Annotated in this window: 14 protein-coding genes; 9 read left to right on the plus strand and 5 right to left on the minus strand. The window is 72.3% G+C overall.

The genetic code is table 11. The features are described from left to right. Nucleotides 1-254: 254 nt before the first annotated feature. Nucleotides 255-467: a hypothetical protein gene (locus WME82_RS16150; protein WP_437746370.1), complete on the plus strand. Its 213-nt coding sequence runs from the start codon at nucleotides 255-257 to the stop codon at nucleotides 465-467. Nucleotides 468-480: 13 nt separating this feature from the next. Here WME82_RS16150 and WME82_RS16155 read toward each other — a convergent pair whose 3' ends face one another. From WME82_RS16155 to WME82_RS16170, 4 genes are all read right to left on the minus strand, one after another. Continuing rightward, a complete protein-coding gene (locus tag WME82_RS16155) occupies nucleotides 481-2,655 on the minus strand; it encodes a RecQ family ATP-dependent DNA helicase (protein WP_438043562.1) in 2,175 nt (724 codons plus the stop codon). Between the two features lie 93 nt (nucleotides 2,656-2,748). Continuing rightward, complete coding sequence (locus WME82_RS16160; protein ID WP_438043563.1) at nucleotides 2,749-3,441, minus strand: oxidoreductase; 693 nt, start codon at nucleotides 3,439-3,441, stop codon at nucleotides 2,749-2,751. Nucleotides 3,442-3,848: 407 nt separating this feature from the next. After that, the gene (locus WME82_RS16165; RefSeq protein WP_437746372.1) at nucleotides 3,849-4,367 is read right to left on the minus strand and encodes an NUDIX hydrolase; all 519 of its coding nucleotides are present in this window, start codon (nucleotides 4,365-4,367) and stop codon (nucleotides 3,849-3,851) included. A gap of 475 nt (nucleotides 4,368-4,842) precedes the next feature. Next, nucleotides 4,843-5,439 carry an FxsA family protein gene (locus WME82_RS16170; RefSeq protein ID WP_438043564.1) on the minus strand — a complete coding sequence of 199 codons (597 nt, stop codon included), beginning with the start codon at nucleotides 5,437-5,439 and terminating at the stop codon, nucleotides 4,843-4,845. Nucleotides 5,440-5,661: 222 nt separating this feature from the next. On the opposite strand from WME82_RS16170, the gene WME82_RS16175 reads away from it, so the two are divergent. Together WME82_RS16175 and WME82_RS16180 are read left to right on the plus strand one after the other, a co-directional pair. Then, entirely contained in the window at nucleotides 5,662-7,206 is a 1,545-nt protein-coding gene (locus WME82_RS16175) for a lysine 5,6-aminomutase subunit alpha (protein WP_438043565.1), read from the plus strand. Nucleotides 7,207-7,505: 299 nt separating this feature from the next. Beyond that, on the plus strand, nucleotides 7,506-8,240 hold the full coding sequence (locus WME82_RS16180; RefSeq protein ID WP_437916295.1) for an OAM dimerization domain-containing protein: 735 nt from the start codon (nucleotides 7,506-7,508) through the stop codon (nucleotides 8,238-8,240). 4 nt (nucleotides 8,241-8,244) lie between these two features. On the opposite strand, the gene WME82_RS16185 is transcribed toward WME82_RS16180, so the two are convergent. Further along, nucleotides 8,245-9,015: a J domain-containing protein gene (locus WME82_RS16185; RefSeq protein ID WP_438043566.1), complete on the minus strand. Its 771-nt coding sequence runs from the start codon at nucleotides 9,013-9,015 to the stop codon at nucleotides 8,245-8,247. A gap of 253 nt (nucleotides 9,016-9,268) precedes the next feature. Between WME82_RS16185 and WME82_RS16190 the strand changes: the two genes are divergently transcribed. From WME82_RS16190 to cyoE, 6 genes are all read left to right on the plus strand, one after another. After that, a complete protein-coding gene (locus WME82_RS16190) occupies nucleotides 9,269-10,114 on the plus strand; it encodes an SDR family NAD(P)-dependent oxidoreductase (protein WP_437746377.1) in 846 nt (281 codons plus the stop codon). Between the two features lie 336 nt (nucleotides 10,115-10,450). Beyond that, complete coding sequence (locus WME82_RS16195; RefSeq protein ID WP_438043567.1) at nucleotides 10,451-12,214, plus strand: hypothetical protein; 1,764 nt, start codon at nucleotides 10,451-10,453, stop codon at nucleotides 12,212-12,214. A 44-nt stretch (nucleotides 12,215-12,258) separates the two neighbouring features. After that, a complete protein-coding gene (locus WME82_RS16200) occupies nucleotides 12,259-12,762 on the plus strand; it encodes a T3SS (YopN, CesT) and YbjN peptide-binding chaperone 1 (RefSeq protein ID WP_012235526.1) in 504 nt (167 codons plus the stop codon). Nucleotides 12,763-12,781: 19 nt separating this feature from the next. Beyond that, nucleotides 12,782-13,999, plus strand: coding sequence for a hypothetical protein (locus WME82_RS16205; protein WP_437746379.1), 1,218 nt, complete (start codon nucleotides 12,782-12,784; stop codon nucleotides 13,997-13,999). 196 nt (nucleotides 14,000-14,195) lie between these two features. Further along, nucleotides 14,196-15,086, plus strand: a complete 891-nt coding sequence (locus WME82_RS16210; protein WP_438043568.1) for a carboxypeptidase regulatory-like domain-containing protein — start codon at nucleotides 14,196-14,198, stop codon at nucleotides 15,084-15,086. Between the two features lie 364 nt (nucleotides 15,087-15,450). Next, nucleotides 15,451-16,449 carry a heme o synthase gene (gene cyoE / locus WME82_RS16215; RefSeq protein ID WP_438044898.1) on the plus strand — a complete coding sequence of 333 codons (999 nt, stop codon included), beginning with the start codon at nucleotides 15,451-15,453 and terminating at the stop codon, nucleotides 16,447-16,449. Nucleotides 16,450-16,497 lie beyond the last annotated feature (48 nt).

A 16,497-nucleotide genomic window follows, 5' to 3' on the forward strand; every position in this document is an offset into this window, starting at 1 on the left:
ATCCTCGCTGAACTTCGCACCTTCCTGTGAAGCCGATCCCATGAAATGAAGGCATCGCCGGCCGGGTGAGGAGCGGGCGAGAAAGGGGGCTGCGTGAAGGGAAGGATCACTCCAGCCGTGCGAGCACGGCATGGAACGCGCTTGACCTGGTGGCCGGCGGGCGGGCTGCCTCGCGCGTGTGGTCGCATCCGGGTCGACCGCGCGGCGTGCGGCGGCGGTCCTGGGCGCGGATGGGCCGGTGGGCGGAGGCGGGCATGAACTCGAAGAAGGCCATGGAAAGGGAACCCAGACGGCCGCCGAGGGGAGGCGAGGCCCCGACGGTTGTCCTCAAGGGTGACCTCCATGTCCTGGATCTCGGCGCGGGCCTGATGCTCGACGTGTTCATCAACGTCGAGGGGCGCCTGACGACCTTCGTCAGTTTGGATGGCCAGCTCATCGCGGAGCTCCGCGTCACGGGTCTCGCCTGAGGTCCCGGGCCGATCAGGGGCCCGAGAACTCCCGGACGACGCGGAGGATGCCGTCCCCGTAGCTCGAGATCTTCGCCTGCCCCATGCCGCGCGCGAGCGCGAGATCGTCGAGCGACGCGGGCCGGATCCGCGCGATCTCCCGGAGCGTCCGGTCGTGCGCGATGACGTAGGCGGGCAGCGACTTCTCCTTCGCGAGCGCGGCCCTGTGGGCCCGGAGCGCCTCGAACAGCGGCACGTCGCGCTCCTCTAGCTCGACGCCGGGCTCCGCTTGCGCGCGCGAGGCGGGGAGGGGGGCGCCCGGCGCAGGGCGCGCCGCGTCGTCGTGGGTCGCGGCGGACGAGAGCGCCTGCGGGGCCGGCTGCGTGCGCGCCCGCGGGGAGGGCGCGGCCGCCGGCGAGCGCGCGGCGGACGGGCCCGGCGCCGCGCGGCGCGGCCGCCGGCGCGCGGCGGGGACCGGGAGCCGCACCCGCGCGGGCACGTCTCCGCGCATCACGCGCCAGCCCGCCGGCGTGATGAGGGGGACGGGGAACTCGCCGGTCGTGAGATCGATCCACGCGTTGGCGAGCAGCGCGCGAAGGATCGACATCGCCTCGTCGTGGCTCTTCCTCTCGAGGACGCCGAACGTCGAGAGCCGGTCGAGCCCCATGCGTCGGACGCGCTCGTTCGACTCGCCGATCAGCATCGACGCGACCGCCTGCATCCCGGCGCCGCCCTTCACCCGCGCGACGCCGGCGAGCGCGCGGCGCACGAGGTCGTTGTCGCGGGCGAGCGCGGCCGGGTCGCTCGCCTCGAGGGCGTCGACCTCCAGGCAGACGTCGCAGTGGCCGCAGCCGCCGAGCGACTCTGCCTCGTCGCCGAAGTAGCGGAGGATGAAGTCGTGCCGGCACGTCGCGGCGTCGACGTAGCGGAGCAGCTCGCGGAACAGCCCCCAGGCGCGCGCGGCGTCGTCGGCGCTCGCCTCGACGCCCCCCTCGCCGAGCTGGCAGAGCCGGCGGCGCAGCGCGATGTCCGCGGGCGCGAACAAGAGGAGGCCGCGGGCCGGGGCGCCGTCCCGCCCGGCGCGGCCGACCTCCTGGTAGTACGCCTCGATCGACGACGGCGGCTGGGCGTGCACGACGAGGCGGACGTCGGGGCGATCGATCCCCATGCCGAAGGCGTTCGTGGCCACGACCACGGAGAGGCTGCGATCGGCGAAGCCCGCCGAGAGGCGGGCGCGGGACTCGGGGGCGAGCCCGGCGTGGTACGCTTCCGCGTTCCAGCCGGCGTCGCGGAGCGCCTCGGCGAGGCGCTCGGCTCCCTTGCGGGTGGCCGCGTAGACGATGCCCGCCCCGCGGGGCCGGCCGGGATCGCCGAGGGCCTCCAGCAGCGCGCGCGCCGTGCGGCGCCCGGCCTCGCGCGGGCCGTCGACCGCGGAGACCTGCAGGTGGAGGTTGGGCCGGGCGAAGCCGCGCAGGATCACCTTGGGCGGCGGCTCCTCGGGGCCGCGCCCGCTCACCGCATCGCCGCCGCCGTCGCCCGCGCCGTCGGGCGCGGGCAGCGGCCAGCCGAGCCGGCGGATGATCTCATCGCGCGCGTCGGGGGTCGCCGTCGCGGTGCAGGCGAGGACCCGGGGCGGCCGGAGCCGCGCGAGCGCGGCGCCGATGCGCAGGTAGTCGGGCCGGAAGTCGTGCCCCCACTGGACGATGCAGTGCGCCTCGTCGACGGCGACGAGCGAGAGGCGGCTCGCGGCGAGCGCCTCGAGGAACCCGTCGAGGGCGAGGCGCTCGGGCGCGGCGTAGACGAGCTTGTACTCGCCGCGGCGGAGGGCGGCGAGGCGGCGGCCGTTCTCCTCGCGCGCGAGGCTGGACGCGATGAACGTCGCCGGGATGCCGCGCGCCTCGAGGGCGCGGACCTGATCTTCCATCAGGGAGATGAGCGGGCTCAGGACGAGCGCCGTGCCGGGCAGGGCGACGGCCGGGAGCTGGTAACAGAGCGACTTGCCGCCGCCGGTCGGGGCGACCACGAGGACGCGCCCCGCGCCCCCGAGCAGGGCCTCGATCGCCTCGCGCTGCCACGGCCGGAACGCGGCGATGCCGAACCGCTCCGCGAGCACGGCGTCGAGCGACGGCGGCGGGCTCTCCGGCGGGCGCAGCGGGGAGGGGGCGAGGCGCTCGGTCACGATCGGCGAGGGGCGTTCAGCGAGGACCATGGCGGCGTCGTCGAGCGAGCGCCGTGCCTGCCGAGAGCCCTAGCATTTTCGCGCGCTTGCGTCGCCCGGTGGGTGGCGGCGCCATGGCGGTGATCAGGCCTGGACGACGCCGATGCCCTTGGCGAGCGCTTCCATGTCGTCGAAGTGATAGACGTGGCGACCGCCGCGCCCGTCGAGCGCGGCGGCGACCATCGCGCCGGCGACGGTCCTCGCGTCGATGGGCCGGTACCTGCGCAGGCCGCCCTTCATCGTGAACCGGAGCGTCTGCGCCGCCGCGACGCCGATGGCCTCGCCCTTCCTGACCTCGCCCCGCTCGCCGAGGAGCAGGCTCGGCCTGAGGACGTGGACCGCCGCGAAGCTCGCCGCCGAGAGCTCCTGCTCGAGCTCGCCCTTCACGCGCAAGTAGAAGCTGGTCGAGCGCGGGTCGGCGCCCACGGAGGAGACCAGGACGAACTGCTTCACCCCGGCCTTCTCGGCCAGCCTGGCGACGGTGATGGGGTAGCGATAATCGATCTCGTAGAAGGCCTCTTCGGAGCCGGCCTTGGCGATCGTCGTCCCGAGCGCACAGAACACGTCGCTCACGCCGGCGAAGTCCGCGCCTTCGAGCCGGTCGAAGTCGACGATGCGCTGCGAGAGCCGCGCATCCTCGATCGGGGCCGGGCGGCGGAGCAGGGCGACGACCTTCGTGTACGCTGGCTGTTGCACGAGGAGGCGCAGGCAGTGGCCGCCGACGAGGCCCGTTCCTCCCACGATGAGAGCTGTCTTGTCGACCGTCATGTCTTCCATGTCCGTGCGGAATCACCCGCGGAGAGCGCCGCCGCGGGGATCCACAGCCGTACCACGCAGCGTAACGCAAGCGGCGCGCGAACCATAGCGGCCGGCCGTGCAGGGCGCGCGCGGACCGACGGCGCGGCCCCCCCACGCTTCCTTTCCTGGTGTGTCCGGGCGCTACATGCTCTGTCCTTGAAAAGTCAGGCGCCAGTCACGCGCCGCGCTCGCCCGGAGCAGCATAGACGGACGACCGCAGCGCTCCATCGAGCTGCTGGCTCTGGAGATGGCCGTACCCTGAAGGGGGGACGATCGCACATCTCCTGTGATCCCGCGGGCGCCTCTCAAAGCGAGCGTGCGAGATGTGCCTTGAGCGGGGCGCCCGTCGACTGCGCCGCGGCGGCGCTGGGCCACCGCGCGGGTCCTCACGTGAGCGGCGCGCTGGCGACCTTCTGCGAGCGCTTCGCGCGCTGGGCGTGGAAGGCCTTGACCGCCATCGGGATGACCAGCTCCCGGTGCTTGGGTACCAGGTTGTTCGGCAGCTGCTCGACTGGCCACCAGGTGCCCGTCGCCGGGACCTCGGCGAGCTTCGCCTGATGGACCCGGGAGAGCATCCAGCCGCGCGCGGCGGCCGAGAAGTAGTCGCCGACGAACGTGAAGTCGGAGATCGTCATCCCGACCCGGTGGAAGACGTGCTCGGGCTGCTCGCCCGGCGAGAGGACGCTGCCAGGGCAGCACCACTCTCCAGGGCCTGCCGCCGACGCTCCGCGCTGTGTCAGGAGCACCTCGAGGGCGCCAGAGTCCGCGTTCCTCCGGAGGCATACGGCGTCCGCGGCGAGGTGGATGGGGAGCCGGGAAAGAGCGTTGATGAGCGAGCTGCCGAGCGGCTCCCGTGGATCGACGTACCCGAGGAGCCAGCCGGCCATCGACTTGATGAGCCTCATCTGGGCACCCTCCGCGAGCGCGTGCGGCGGGGCCGCTGGAGCACCGCCCGCCGGGCGTTCAGGCGAGCGTGTCGGCGCTGTTCAGGGCTGGACGTCGTGCCAGGATCGTTCTTCGCGCTGCTGCCGGGGCGGCGCGGCCTGGTCGATGGGATCGAGGTTCGAGTTGGATCTTTCATAGAGGTTGCTGCGTTGGTGTCGTTGTGCGTTGTTGCGTCATGTTGGACAGGTTCAGATCTTCATGTCGTTTCTCCTGGGATGTCGGGCTGCGCCGACGACGTTGATGAGCCTACAATGCGCTCTGTTTCTTTGTCGTTTCAGTCGTGCAGCTCGGACGTGAATCGTTGTCCTGCGTCGTCGCTCGCGTGTCTCGTCGAGCTCCTGACGCCGGTGTTCGGGGGTCGTGGGTGAGAGTCGCTGGTGCTCCGGGCAGCGCGAGCGCGCATGCGTTCGCCGGGGCATCGATGACATCGAGGTGTCAGCCGGGCAGCCGTCGCGTCGTCCGCGCTGGCCCGCCGGCCTCATCGTCGTCGGCGCCCTCGGTCACCTCCGCATCGACGTCGATGACCTGCCATGACGCCGGTTGCCCGCGGGACGCGCGAGCGCGCCCCTCGGCGCGCTCGCCGAACGGTCCGCCGCCCAGGTCGATGACCCTCATGCTGAAGAACGCGCCGTCGCCGGGGCCGCCAACACCGATGCCGGTGGCGCTCGCCGCGGCCACCCGCCGCTCGAACCGCTCCCGCACCACCGCCGCGATGCGGCGGCGCACCGGCGGGAGCAGGAGCAGGAGCCCTGCCACGTCGGTCAGCACCCCCGGCGTGACGAGCAGGGCCGCCCCGAGGAGCACGAGGAGCCCTCCCGTGAGCCCCTCGTCCGGGACGCGCCCCGCGGACATCGCGCCGCGCCACGAGGCGAGCACCTTGAGCCCCTCGCGCTTCGCGAGCGCTGCGCCGAGGACCGCCGTCCCGAGCGCGATCGCCACGGTAGGCCAGAAGCCGATGACGTCGCCGATCGACAGGAGGAGCCAGAGCTCCAGGATCGGGAGCGCCGTGAAGAGCAGGATGAGCTTGCCCATGACCCCCGTCGTCTAGCGCTGCCCGCCGCGCCGCGCACGCGTGGGGCCGCCCGCCGCCGGCGTCGCCGCCGAGCGCCGTCATCGCGCGCCGCGCCGCGCCGCGCCGTCATCGGCCGCCGCTGAGTCCCGCGAGGCCGGCTGTTCCATGCTCCGCCATGGTTCCTGCGCCGGAGTACCGGCCGCGGCGAGAGTGCGCTAAGAGCGCTTGCCCCGGAGAAATCCATGACGACTGTCCCCGTGGAGCAGGAAAAGGTGGAGGCGTGCCGCGCGTTTGCCGCCGACATCGCCGACGAGGTGCAGCGCTTCATCGACCGCCACACAACGGTCGGCGTCGAGCGCACCGTCGCCCGCGCCTACGGCGTGGTCGGCGCCGACGCCGAGGGGACGCCGCTCGTGAACGCGCTCGTCGATCGCATCCACAGGGCGGGGCAAGCCGGCCGCGGCGTCGCGTACCACCTCGGCCGGGCGCTCCACGAGGGCGCCGGCTCCGTGCAGGAGGCCGCGGAGATGCTGGCGTTCAGCGAGGCGGCCGACCTCGGCGCGGGGCCCTCCGCGGCCGAGGCGCGCGGCGCGCTCGAGGCCGCGACGCGGGAGGCGATCGCCCGGATCGACGGGGCCCGCGACGAGCGCGAGGCCAACAAGGCGGCGCACCGGGTCGGCGTGGCGCCGCTCAAGTACGTCATCGTCGCGACGGGCAACATCTACGACGACGCCGTGCAGGCCAAGGCCGCCGGGTTCGCTGGCGCCGACATCGTCGCCGTGATCCGCGCGACCGCCCAGTCGCTCCTCGACTACGTCCCGGAGGGGCCGACCACCGAGGGATACGGCGGCACGTACGCGACCCAGGAGAACTTCAGGATCATCCGCCGCGCCACCGACGAGGCGACCCGCGACACCGGCACCTACCTCGCGCAGACGAACTACTCGTCCGGCCTCTGCATGAGCGAGATCGCCTGGATGGCGGCGGTGGAGCGGCTCGACATGCTGCTCAACGACGCGATGTACGGGATCCTGTTCCGCGACATCAACATGCAGCGGACGTTCATCGATCAGTATTTCTCCCGCAGGATCATCGCGAGGAGCGGCATCGTCATCAACACGGGAGAGGACAACTACCTCACGACCGCCGACGCGGTCGAGAAGGCCCATACGGTGCTCGCGTCGCAGTTCATCAACGAGGCGTTCGCGCGGCGCGCGGGCCTCCGCGAGGAGCAGATGGGCCTCGGCCACGCCTTCGAGATCGACCCCTGGCTCGAGGACAGCCTCCTCTTCGAGCTCGCCCAGGCCCAGCTCGTCCGGCAGATCTTCGACCGGCACCCGATCAAGTGGATGCCGCCCACCAAGTTCAAGACAGGAGACATCTTCCACAGCCACGTCCACGACGCGATGTTCAACCTGGTCGGGATCACGACCGGCCAGTCGATCGAGCTGCTCGGGATGTTCAGCGAGGCGGTCCACACACCGCTCCTCATGGACCGGTATCTCTCGCTGAAGAGCGCCCGCTACATCTTCACCGCGGCGCGGCACCTCGGCGACGAGATCCAGTGGAAGCCGGGCGGCATCGTCGAGCGGCGCGCCCGCGAGGTCCTCGACAAGGCGCACGAGCTGCTGCGGGAGGTCGAGCAGGAGACCGTCTGGGACGCCATCGGGCGCGGCGCGTTCGGCGACGTCAAGCGCACGCGCACCGGGGGGAAGGGGTACTCGGGGGTCGTCGCGCGCCACCCGGAGTACCTGAACCCGATCCTCGAGGTCCTGGAGCGGTCGTAGCCCCGGCCTGCTGCGCCGTCCCGGTCGAGGGCCTTCGGGCTTCGGGCGCGCCGCGAAGGACGGGATTCCCAGGACAACCTCCGAGAGGGCCGGAGCGTCAGCGCGCCGGAAGACATTCTTCCTGACTTGGCATCTTCTGTGCGCCGAAGCATGGCTGAAGCGTGGAAGCGTGGAAGTATGGAAGTATGGAAGAAGCGCGCTCTCGCCCCCTCGATCGCGCTGGCCGCGCGGCGCCGCATGGCGATACTGTCAACGATGGATGGGCTCTTTCGGCCCCCTGGCTGTAGACAGAGGTGAGCATGACACTGCGAAACATCCTGCGTGCGTATGGCGACCGAGAGGGGGACGGGATGGTCCAGATGTCGTTCACGCTCCGCGTCCTGCCGGGCGACCGCGCGCGCGAGGCGGCGAAGCGCTTTGCCGAGTCGCACGGCCTGCGCGAGCCGCTGGTCACGGCGATGGAGCAGGCCAGCCGGGAGCACACGTATTTCGTCGTTTACGGGCACTCCCAGCACGGGGTCGACCTCTCGGACATCGAGGTCCAGGAGCTCGCCGCCCAGCCGCTCACGCGGGACGACATCGAGGCGCAGGCCAAGAAGCTCGGCCGGAAGATCGTGGTCGTCGGGGCGTGCACCGGCAGCGACGCGCACACGGTGGGCATCGACGCGATCCTGAACTACAAGGGGTTTGCCGGCGAGAAGGGGCTCGAGAGCTTCAAGTGCTTCGACGCCCACAACCTCGGCGCGCAGGTCGAGAACGCCGAGCTCTGCGAGAAGGCCAAGGCGCTCGGCGCGGACGCGATCCTGGTCTCGCAGGTGATCACCCAGCGGAACTGCCACAAGGAGAACGCGGCGGCGCTCGTCGACCTGGCGACGCGCCAGGGCTTCCGGGACAAGGTGATCCTGCTGCTCGGCGGCCCGCGCATCGATCACAACCTGGCCGTCGAGCTCGGCTTCGACGCTGGCTTCGGCCCGGGCACCAAGCCGATCACCGTGGCGTCGTTCCTGATCGAGCGCCTCGTGGGCCGGGTGTAGGCGGTCAGGCGACGAGCAGGTGGTAGGCGGCCGAGAGCTCGGCGAACCGCGCGGTGCGCTGGGCGCTGTCGCCGGCGTGCGCGGCGCGGTCGGGATGCAGGGACGCGGCCAGGCGGCGGAATGCGCGGCGGATCTCGGCCTCGGTCGCGCCCTCGCGCAGGCCCATCACGTCGAGCGCCCGGCGGCGCGGCTCGTCCGCCCGAGCGGCGCGCGGCGGCGCGCCCGCCGGCCCGCTGTGTGCGGCGCGCGCCGACGAGCCGGCGCGCCGCTGCCGATCCCGCGCGCGCGGGCGGCCGTGGAGGAAATCGCTCGGCGGGAGCGGGCCGGTCTGCCGCAGCGACCCGGCGAGGGGCCTCGCCGTGTGGAAGCAGATGGTCGCCTCCTCGATGCTGAAGAGCGCCTCGAGGCGCGCGCGGAGCTGGATCCGGAGCGCGCGGTCGACCGCGGTCGCCGGGATGAGCCCCGCCGCCACGAGCACCTCGCCGGTCCGGCGCCCCCGGTGCGCGGCGACGAGCGCGGCGAGCCGCTGGATCGACGGCTCGGGCGCGGAGCCCTCCTTCGCGAGGATCTCGCCGAGGCGGGGCACCCGGAGCGGCGTCTCGACGGCCGTGACGAGGCCGGAGAAGAGCTGGATCCGGTGCTGGCGGCCCGGCACCGTCGAGCCGCTCGGCGTCCGGAGCTCGCAGAGCTCCAGGAGCCCGGTGGTCTTCTCGCGGTGCAGCGCGCCGAGCAGGTCTCCCAGGGTCGACGTGGAAAGGCGGCTGGGCAGTTGCATCGAAGGCGGCGTTATCACTGCCGCGCTCGATCGGCCAAAGAAGCGGCGCGGGCGCTCGGGCGAGCGGCCGTCGCCCTGGCCGGACGGGCCCGCTCGCGCGCACCGTCGCTCGGCGCTCGCTCGGCCCTCGCTCGATTGCGTTGCGCGCGCCTGCGCGCACGAATGTGTGCCCGGGCCGAGGCCCGCCGTGCGAAGCTCCGCGCGAAAACGGCACGGCGCACCGCGCCGGCGCGCGGATCAGGAGGAATCTGCGATGGGCTTGCTCGACGGAAAGGTCGCGATCATCACGGGAGCCGGCGGCGGGATCGGCCGCGAGGAAGCGCTGCTGTTCGCCCGGGAGGGCGCGAAGGTCGTCGTCAACGACCTCGGCGGGACGCGCGACGGATCGGGCTCGAGCGACGCGATGGCGGCGCAGGTCGCGGAGGAGATCAAGGCCGCGGGCGGGCAGGCCGCGCCGAGCTTCGACAGCGTGGCGACCCCCGAGGGCGCGGCGAAGATCGTGAAGACCGCTGTCGATGCGTTCGGCCGGGTCGACATCCTGGTGAACAACGCGGGAATCGTCCGCGACAAGACGCTCCTCAAGATGGATGAGGGCATGTGGGACGCCGTCATCGCCGTTCACCTGAAGGGGACGTTCCTTTGCACGCAGGCCGCTGCGAAGCAGATGGTCGCGCAGGGCGGGGGAGGGCGGATCGTCAACACAACGAGCGTCTCTGGGATGCTCGGCAACTTCGGGCAGGCCAACTACGCGGCTGCCAAGGCCGGCATCTACGGCATCACACGCACCGCCGCGATCGAGCTGCAGAAGCAACGGATCACCGTCAACGCGATCGCGCCCATCGCCAAGACCCGGTTGACGGAGGATCTGCCCATGTTCCAATCGGCGGGTGACACGCTGACGCCGGCGCACGTGGCGCCTGCGGCGCTGTTCCTCGCGTCCGACCTGTGCGCCGACAAGACCGGCAACGTCCTCGCCGTCGCCGGTGCGCAGATGTACATTTACAAGGTCGTCCAGAGCCCCGGGAAGTTCAAGGACGAGGGCGGCGTCTGGACGGCGCAGGAGATCGCGGATCACTGGGACGCGATCATCAAGCTCTGATCGTGGCGCCGGCGCGACGGCGCAGGGCGCCTCGCCGAGGGCGGGCGCGGCCGGGGCGCCGGCGCGCCCGCCCTGGGCTGCTTCCCGCGGACCGCGCCGCACGCGCGGCGCGGCGCGGCGCGGACGATGCGGCTGCACGCGAGCCGACCGTTGCTGCGCTGATCCCTGGATGCTAGGTTCGAACCGCTTCCGGGGTACGTTTGGCGCATCGGCGCACTGTTCGAGCAGGTCGTTCACGCGGAGTCTGGAGGTGCCACCGGTGACCGTCTTTCGCTGCTGTTACGCCTGCGCCATGTCGCGCGGTGCGGCCTCTGCAGCGCGGAGGCGTTGAGCGCCGTGTCGCGTGACGCCCACATCCCGCTCGCCCTGTGGATCTGCGCGGCGATCGTGGCGCACATGGCGGGCGGCGGCGGCGCCGTCGAGGTGGCGCAGGTCATCGAGGATCGCGCCCAGCTCCGCCAGATGGTCCACGCGGTGAGGGATGGCCTCCGGCCGGGTGACACGACGTTCGAGATCCTGACCGACGGCGCGGCGCTCACGCCGCCCCCCGCCCCGCTCGCGCCGCCCGAGTTACCGTCGGACAGCGAGCCGGACAAGGACGCGACGCCCGATCCGCAGCAGCCGAAGCCCGAGCCGACCAAGGCGGCGACGATCCCGCCGCGGAAGCCGCCGAAGGCTGAGCCACCGCGCCAGGCGAAAACGCCTCCGCCCGCGCCGCCAAAGCCTGAGCCGCCCAAGGAAGAGGTGGCCAAGATCGTACCGGTCCAGCCGGCGCCGCCGCCGCCGCTGCCGCCGGCGGATCAACGGATCGCCGTCCGCCAGCACGTCCAGAAGGACCAGCAGGACAACCCCGAGGCGAACCGGATCGCGGACGACGCCAACAAGGTCGACGAGGAGACCATGGCGCAGATCCGCTCGAAGGATCAGGACGATCCCGAGCCGACGCCCGGGACGCCGTCGGGGCCGAAGGCGCCGACGGACAGGGTCGGCGACAGCGACCACGATCACAGCGGCCACAGCGAGGAGCGCGCCGGCAACGAGCAGCACGCGCCCGGCGAGGGGAACCCCGAGAGCGAGAGCGCGGAGCACCACAGCCCGGCGTCGCCGGCGCAGGCAGCGCAGGCCTCCCGGGCGGCGTCCCCCCCGAGCGTGCCGGGCGCGAGCGGCGGCGCTCGCGTCGCGCAGGCCTCTCCCGCGCTTCCGCCGCCGGAGAAGGGGGCCGCGGGCGGCTCCGGTCCGGCGTCGCCCGAGGTGATCGACGGCGCGCGCGGCGGCTATACCCTCAATCCGGCGAACCCGGGCGGCGACGGCAAGAGCCGCGTGGCCGGCAAGAAGGCGACGCCGCAGCCCTACCAGAGCCCGGTCCGTGTCGGCTCGATCGGCCTCGGCGCGCCGGGGCTCCCCGGCGGGGCCAACCTCAACCTGGACATGGCCGGCGTGCAGGCGGCCGTCGGCAACGAGAAGCTCAGGGCGGAGCGGGCCTCGGACGGCGCCTCCCGCAGGAGCGCGCACCGGGGCTCGTGGGAGACGACGGACAAGTGGAAGAAATGGCGTGCCGCGATCGAGAACTACGATCCCTCGGTCAAGCCCGGCAACCAGACCTCGCTCAACGCCGCGCGGGTGCCGTTCGCGACGTACATCAACATGATCCACAACCGGCTCCACCCGATCTTCGCGGAGGAGTTCCTGGCGTCGCTCGAGAGCTTGCCCTCCGGGCACGCGTTCAACCAGAACCGGGTCACGCACGTGGAGATCGTCCTGAACAAGGACAGCGGCAGCGTCGTGCGTCTCGGGGTCACGAGGCCGAGCGGGATGACGGCCTTCGACATCGTCGCGCTGAACTCGGTGCACCGCGCGTCGCCGTTCGGCAAGGCGCCGGACGCGATCGTCTCGCCGGACGGCAACGTGTACCTTCACTGGGAGTTCCACCGGGATCCGTACGACGCGTGCTCGACCCGCAACGCCCGCCCGTTCCTGCTGAAGGCGCCCTCCGGCGCCGCCCCGATCGAGCCGGCGCCTGTGCGCAAGGGGCCGCGCCCCGTCCCGGGCGACGAGGGGGCGCCTGCGCCGCCAGGTCCGCTGCTTCCGCTCAGGCGTTAGGTCCCGGCTCTGCACCGGGACCGCGGCGATGTATCCTCCGCGTCATGCCGAAGGATTCCGACGAGGCCGTTCGAGTGACCAACGCGCGCATCGAGGCGGCGCTCGCGGATTCCCCGGCGTTCACCCGAGTCGAGCCGCAGTTCTACGTCGTCCGCCAGGGGACCGCGTACGTCTACCTTCATGTCCTTCCCTGGGCGCCCGATCGCGCGCTCGTGCGGCTCGTCGCGCAGCTCGCCCGCGGCGTCGAGATGACGCCGGACCTCGCGATGAAGCTGCTCCGCCTGAACGCGCGCATCCGCTTCGGCGCCTTCGGTTACGTCGCGCAGGGCTCGTGTGTGGTCATCGTCCACACGCTCCTCGGCGGCGAGACGCTCGACGCCGACGAGATCCTGGTCGCCCTCCGGGATCTGTCCGTGCTCGCGGACGAGTACGACGATCGCATCGTCGAGGAGGCCGGCGGCCAGCGGATGCAGGACCTGATCGACGCCTCGGCGACCGCCGCGGTCTTCACGGATCTCGAAGCCCCCCGCGCCTGGGACAAGGGCTGAGCGACGGGCGCTGTTCTTCATGCTCCTCACCATCGATCTCCCACCCAAAGGCCCTCCTCCCTCCGCCGCGCCGGACACCGCTGCCTCGCCCCGTCGCGAGGAGGGCGGCGAGCCTCCGCCCGCAGAGCGCCGGTCCTCCGCCGCCGGGCGGCCTCCGCTCGCCGGCCTGCCTGTGCTCGCGCTCATCCGGCCGCTCGCCGTCCTCGCCCTGCTCGCGATGATCCTCGGCCGCATGGTCGCGCCGGCGATGGTCGGCCTGGCGGTGGGCATCGAGCGCGCTGTCCACACGATCGAGCTCGCCGGCGCCGGCGCCTCGCAGCTCTTCGCGATCGGCGCCATCGTGGTCGCGATGGCGCTGATCAGCGCGGTCGTGCGGAGCCGCGTCCCGTACGCGCTGCGGATCGGCGCGATCGTCGCGGGCAGCTTCGTCATCCTGGTCGTGCTGCACGCGACCGTGCAGCGCGTGCCCGATCTGTCCGCCGCGCTCATCGGCGTGAGCGCCGCGATCCTCGCGCTCGGCAGCGCGTGGGAGGCGCTCCGCGTCCCGTTCGTGCGGCCGGTCGCGGCCGCGCTCGGGCTCGTCGGCGCCTCCGCGCTCGTGCGGCTCGCCGGCGTCCTCCTGGCCGTCTGGGCGAACGACCGCGGCTCGAAGGCGCTCGCCGGCGCGACGAGCTCTGTCGCGACCGCCGCGTTCGCGCTCGATGCGCTGGCCGTCCTCGCGGCGACGGTCGCGCTCGGCGCGGGCCGCGAGGCGCGGCCGCGTGACGCCGAGCCGCCGCGGCCGCGCCTCGTGAGCCCGCTCTCGCTGGTGGCGCTCGCGTCGGCGCTGTTCGCCACGCGGGCGGCGCTCGCGGGCGCCGCCGACGACGCATCCATCGTCGAGGCGCTCTTCCGCCGCGCGCTCGACCGGCTGCTCACCCGCCCCGCTCCGGTCGTGCCGCTCTCGATGCAGCTCTTCGTCGCCGCCCTCTCGGTGGTGGTCGTCGCGCTCGCGATCGTCGCCCCGCCGCGGCTGCCGGCGCTGGGCGGCGCGCTCGCGTTGCTGCTCGTCGCGGGCAGCGCCCCGGAGGTGCCGCTCGGCGCGCTGTCGCTGGTGATCGCCGCCCTCTGCATCGCGCTCGTGGCCCGCGACGAGCGCGGCTTCTGGGCGGCCATGCTCGCGAACGAGCGCGAGCGCACCTCGAGCTCGCTCCCGGGCGCCGGGAAACCGGACATCACCGGCGGCGCGTCAGGTTGACGCGAGCGACGACACTCGTTAAGCACGCCCTCGCTGTGCGGAAGAACAGCGCGCGGCATGCCACCCGCTGCTCGCCAGAAGGACGCGGGGGGAGCCGCCGCCCGGTCCAGACGGTCCCTCCTTAAAGAGGCCAGGTCAGGCTCGGAGGGGCGCGAACCAGGCTCGCGTGGCGCGCCGCGGGCGCGGGAGAGTCCTCATGCATCGTCGCGATCTCGCCTCGCTCTCTGCTCTCGCGCTCACCGCGCTGGCGCTCGCAGGGTGCCCCGAGGAGCCCTCGAGGCCCAGCGGCGGCACGGCCGCGACCGCCACCACGGCGGCGCCCCCGGTGGCCTCGGTCGAGAAGCCCGCCGCGGCCCCGCAGGGGTCTGAAGCGCCGAAGGCCACGGCGCAGGAGGCCGCCCCGGCTGCCCCCGCGGGCAAGGGGATCATCAAGGGGGTCGTCAGGTTCACCGGCAAGCCGGTCGAGATGAAGGTCCCCACCGCGCGCAAGGACGCCCCGGTCTGCCAGGACAAAGATGTCCTGTACAACGCTGTTGTCGTCAACGATGGCAAGCTCAAGGACACCTTCGTCCGCATCGCGGTCGGAGGCGTGCCGGGCAGCTGGAAGGCGCCCGACGCGCACGCGGTGGTCGACCAGCAGGACTGCATGTATGTGCCGCGCATCCAGGGCGTGGTCTCCGAGCAGCAGGTCGATATCAAGAACAGCGACCGGACGCTGCACAACGTGCACACCTACAAGGGCTCTGAGACGCTGTTCAACCAGGCGCAGCCGGGGGGCGCCGCGCCGCTCACGAAGGCGTGGAAGGACGGCATCATCAAGCTCACCTGCGACGTCCACCCGTGGATGCGCGGCTTTGTCGTGGTGACGGATCACCCGTTCTTCGCCGTGAGCGGCGATGACGGCTCGTTCACGATCGAGAAGGTCCCTGCCGGCAAGTACAAGCTCGAGGCGTGGCACCCCCACCATGGCCTGAAGACGGCCGACGTCACGGTCGCGGACGACAAGCCCGCCCAGGTCGCGTTCACGTACGCCGGCACCGAGCCTGAGCCGGCGGAAAACAAGGACGAGCTCAAGGGCCTTTGGTGAGATCCATGGCAGCGCCTGCAGCAGGCGTCGACCCGCCCCGGACCGCCCGGCTGGCGGCGAGCTGCGCGGTGGAGCGACCTTTCCAGGCTCGCTCGACGCGCAAAGAACGGATGAGCACGCCACGACGGTTGCCGCAAGGCGACTCGTGCCCTAAAGGGAGGCGGGCGACAACTGACGAACTCGACTCCCCGAGCCGTGTTGTGCGCGCTAGTCTCCCGGCCCCGATGCTGTTTTCTCCCGCCTCCCGCGCTCCGGTGATGACGTCGTTTTTTAGTGTAGCTGTCCCGAGACCAGGGATCCTCGGGGATGTCGCGCGAGCGCGCGGCGCGGGCGCCGGGCACAGCAGCGAGGTGCGCGCGTGACCATGAGCGTCGAGCAGGCCGCCGAGCGCGCCCCGGTCCCTTACGTTCGCCAGGCCGAGCCGTCCGAGGGCGGCGGCTGTGCGGTCCCCACGAGCGCGCGCCCGCTGCTCAAGGGAGCGGCCGATCTCGTGAGCCTCACCAAGCCGCGCATCACGAGGATGGTGGTCGCGACGATGCTCGGCGGCATGTGGGTCGCGAGCCGTTATCTCCGCGCCGGACTGGCGGGAGAGGCAGCGATCGAGCGCGCGGCGGTGCCGCCGGCGCAGCTTGCGCTGGCGTTGCTGGGGACGGTGCTCGTCGTGTCCGGCGCCAACGCGCTCAACATGTACATCGAGCGCGACACCGATCTGCTGATGGAGCGGACGCGGAGCCGTCCCTTGCCGGCGCGGCGGCTTTCGCCGGAGCTGGCGCTCTGGTTCGGGATCGCGCTCTCGGCCGCCTCGATTCCGGTGCTGCTCATCGGGGTGAACGCGACCACGGGCGTGCTCGCCGCGGCGGCGCTGCTCAGCTACGTCCTCGTCTATACCCCGCTCAAGCGCAGGACGACGCTGTCGCTGCCGATCGGCGCGATCCCCGGCGCCATCCCGCCGCTGCTCGGGTGGACGAGCGTCACAGGGCAGATCGACGCGCCCGGCTTCCTGCTCTTCGCTGTCATGTTCCTCTGGCAGATCCCGCATTTCCTCGCGATATCGCTCTTCCGTCAGGACGAGTACCAGCGCGCGGGGCTCAAGGTGCTGCCGCTCGAGAAGGGCGATCTCACGACACGGCGCCACATCGTCGGCTACCTCGCGCTGCTCGTGCTGTCCTCGGTGCTGTTCGTCCCGTTCGGCGTGGCGGGCCCTGTCTACCTCGGCGCCGCGGTCCTCCTCGGCGGCGCGTTCTTCGGGCTCGGCGTCTACGGTCTCCGCGCGGGCACCGGCGCTCGCTGGGCGCGTCAGGTCTTCTTCGCCTCCATGGTTTACCTGGTGCTCCTCTTCGCTGCGCTGATGATCGGCGCCTGAGCGGCGCCTCGTCGCCTTGACTCGCTGGCGACAGGCCCTTAAGCGTCA

It is taken from the genome of Sorangium sp. So ce128 (genome assembly GCF_051525245.1).
Lineage (GTDB): Bacteria > Myxococcota_A > Polyangia > Polyangiales > Polyangiaceae > Sorangium > Sorangium cellulosum_B.

What these genes read in the sequence shown, in the direction of transcription:
- WME82_RS16160 (WP_438043563.1), bottom strand. Translation starts at nt 3,441, where the DNA reads ATGGAAGACATGACGGTCGACAAGACAGCTCTCATCGTGGGAGGAACG.
- WME82_RS16185 (WP_438043566.1), bottom strand. Translation starts at nt 9,015, where the DNA reads ATGCAACTGCCCAGCCGCCTTTCCACGTCGACCCTGGGAGACCTGCTC.
- cyoE (WP_438044898.1), top strand. Translation starts at nt 15,451, where the DNA reads ATGAGCGTCGAGCAGGCCGCCGAGCGCGCCCCGGTCCCTTACGTTCGC.
- WME82_RS16155 (WP_438043562.1), bottom strand. Translation starts at nt 2,655, where the DNA reads ATGGTCCTCGCTGAACGCCCCTCGCCGATCGTGACCGAGCGCCTCGCC.
- WME82_RS16180 (WP_437916295.1), top strand. Translation starts at nt 7,506, where the DNA reads ATGACACTGCGAAACATCCTGCGTGCGTATGGCGACCGAGAGGGGGAC.
- WME82_RS16165 (WP_437746372.1), bottom strand. Translation starts at nt 4,367, where the DNA reads ATGAGGCTCATCAAGTCGATGGCCGGCTGGCTCCTCGGGTACGTCGAT.
- WME82_RS16200 (WP_012235526.1), top strand. Translation starts at nt 12,259, where the DNA reads ATGCCGAAGGATTCCGACGAGGCCGTTCGAGTGACCAACGCGCGCATC.
- WME82_RS16175 (WP_438043565.1), top strand. Translation starts at nt 5,662, where the DNA reads ATGACGACTGTCCCCGTGGAGCAGGAAAAGGTGGAGGCGTGCCGCGCG.
- WME82_RS16170 (WP_438043564.1), bottom strand. Translation starts at nt 5,439, where the DNA reads ATGGGCAAGCTCATCCTGCTCTTCACGGCGCTCCCGATCCTGGAGCTC.
- WME82_RS16190 (WP_437746377.1), top strand. Translation starts at nt 9,269, where the DNA reads ATGGGCTTGCTCGACGGAAAGGTCGCGATCATCACGGGAGCCGGCGGC.
- WME82_RS16205 (WP_437746379.1), top strand. Translation starts at nt 12,782, where the DNA reads ATGCTCCTCACCATCGATCTCCCACCCAAAGGCCCTCCTCCCTCCGCC.
- WME82_RS16150 (WP_437746370.1), top strand. Translation starts at nt 255, where the DNA reads ATGAACTCGAAGAAGGCCATGGAAAGGGAACCCAGACGGCCGCCGAGG.
- WME82_RS16210 (WP_438043568.1), top strand. Translation starts at nt 14,196, where the DNA reads ATGCATCGTCGCGATCTCGCCTCGCTCTCTGCTCTCGCGCTCACCGCG.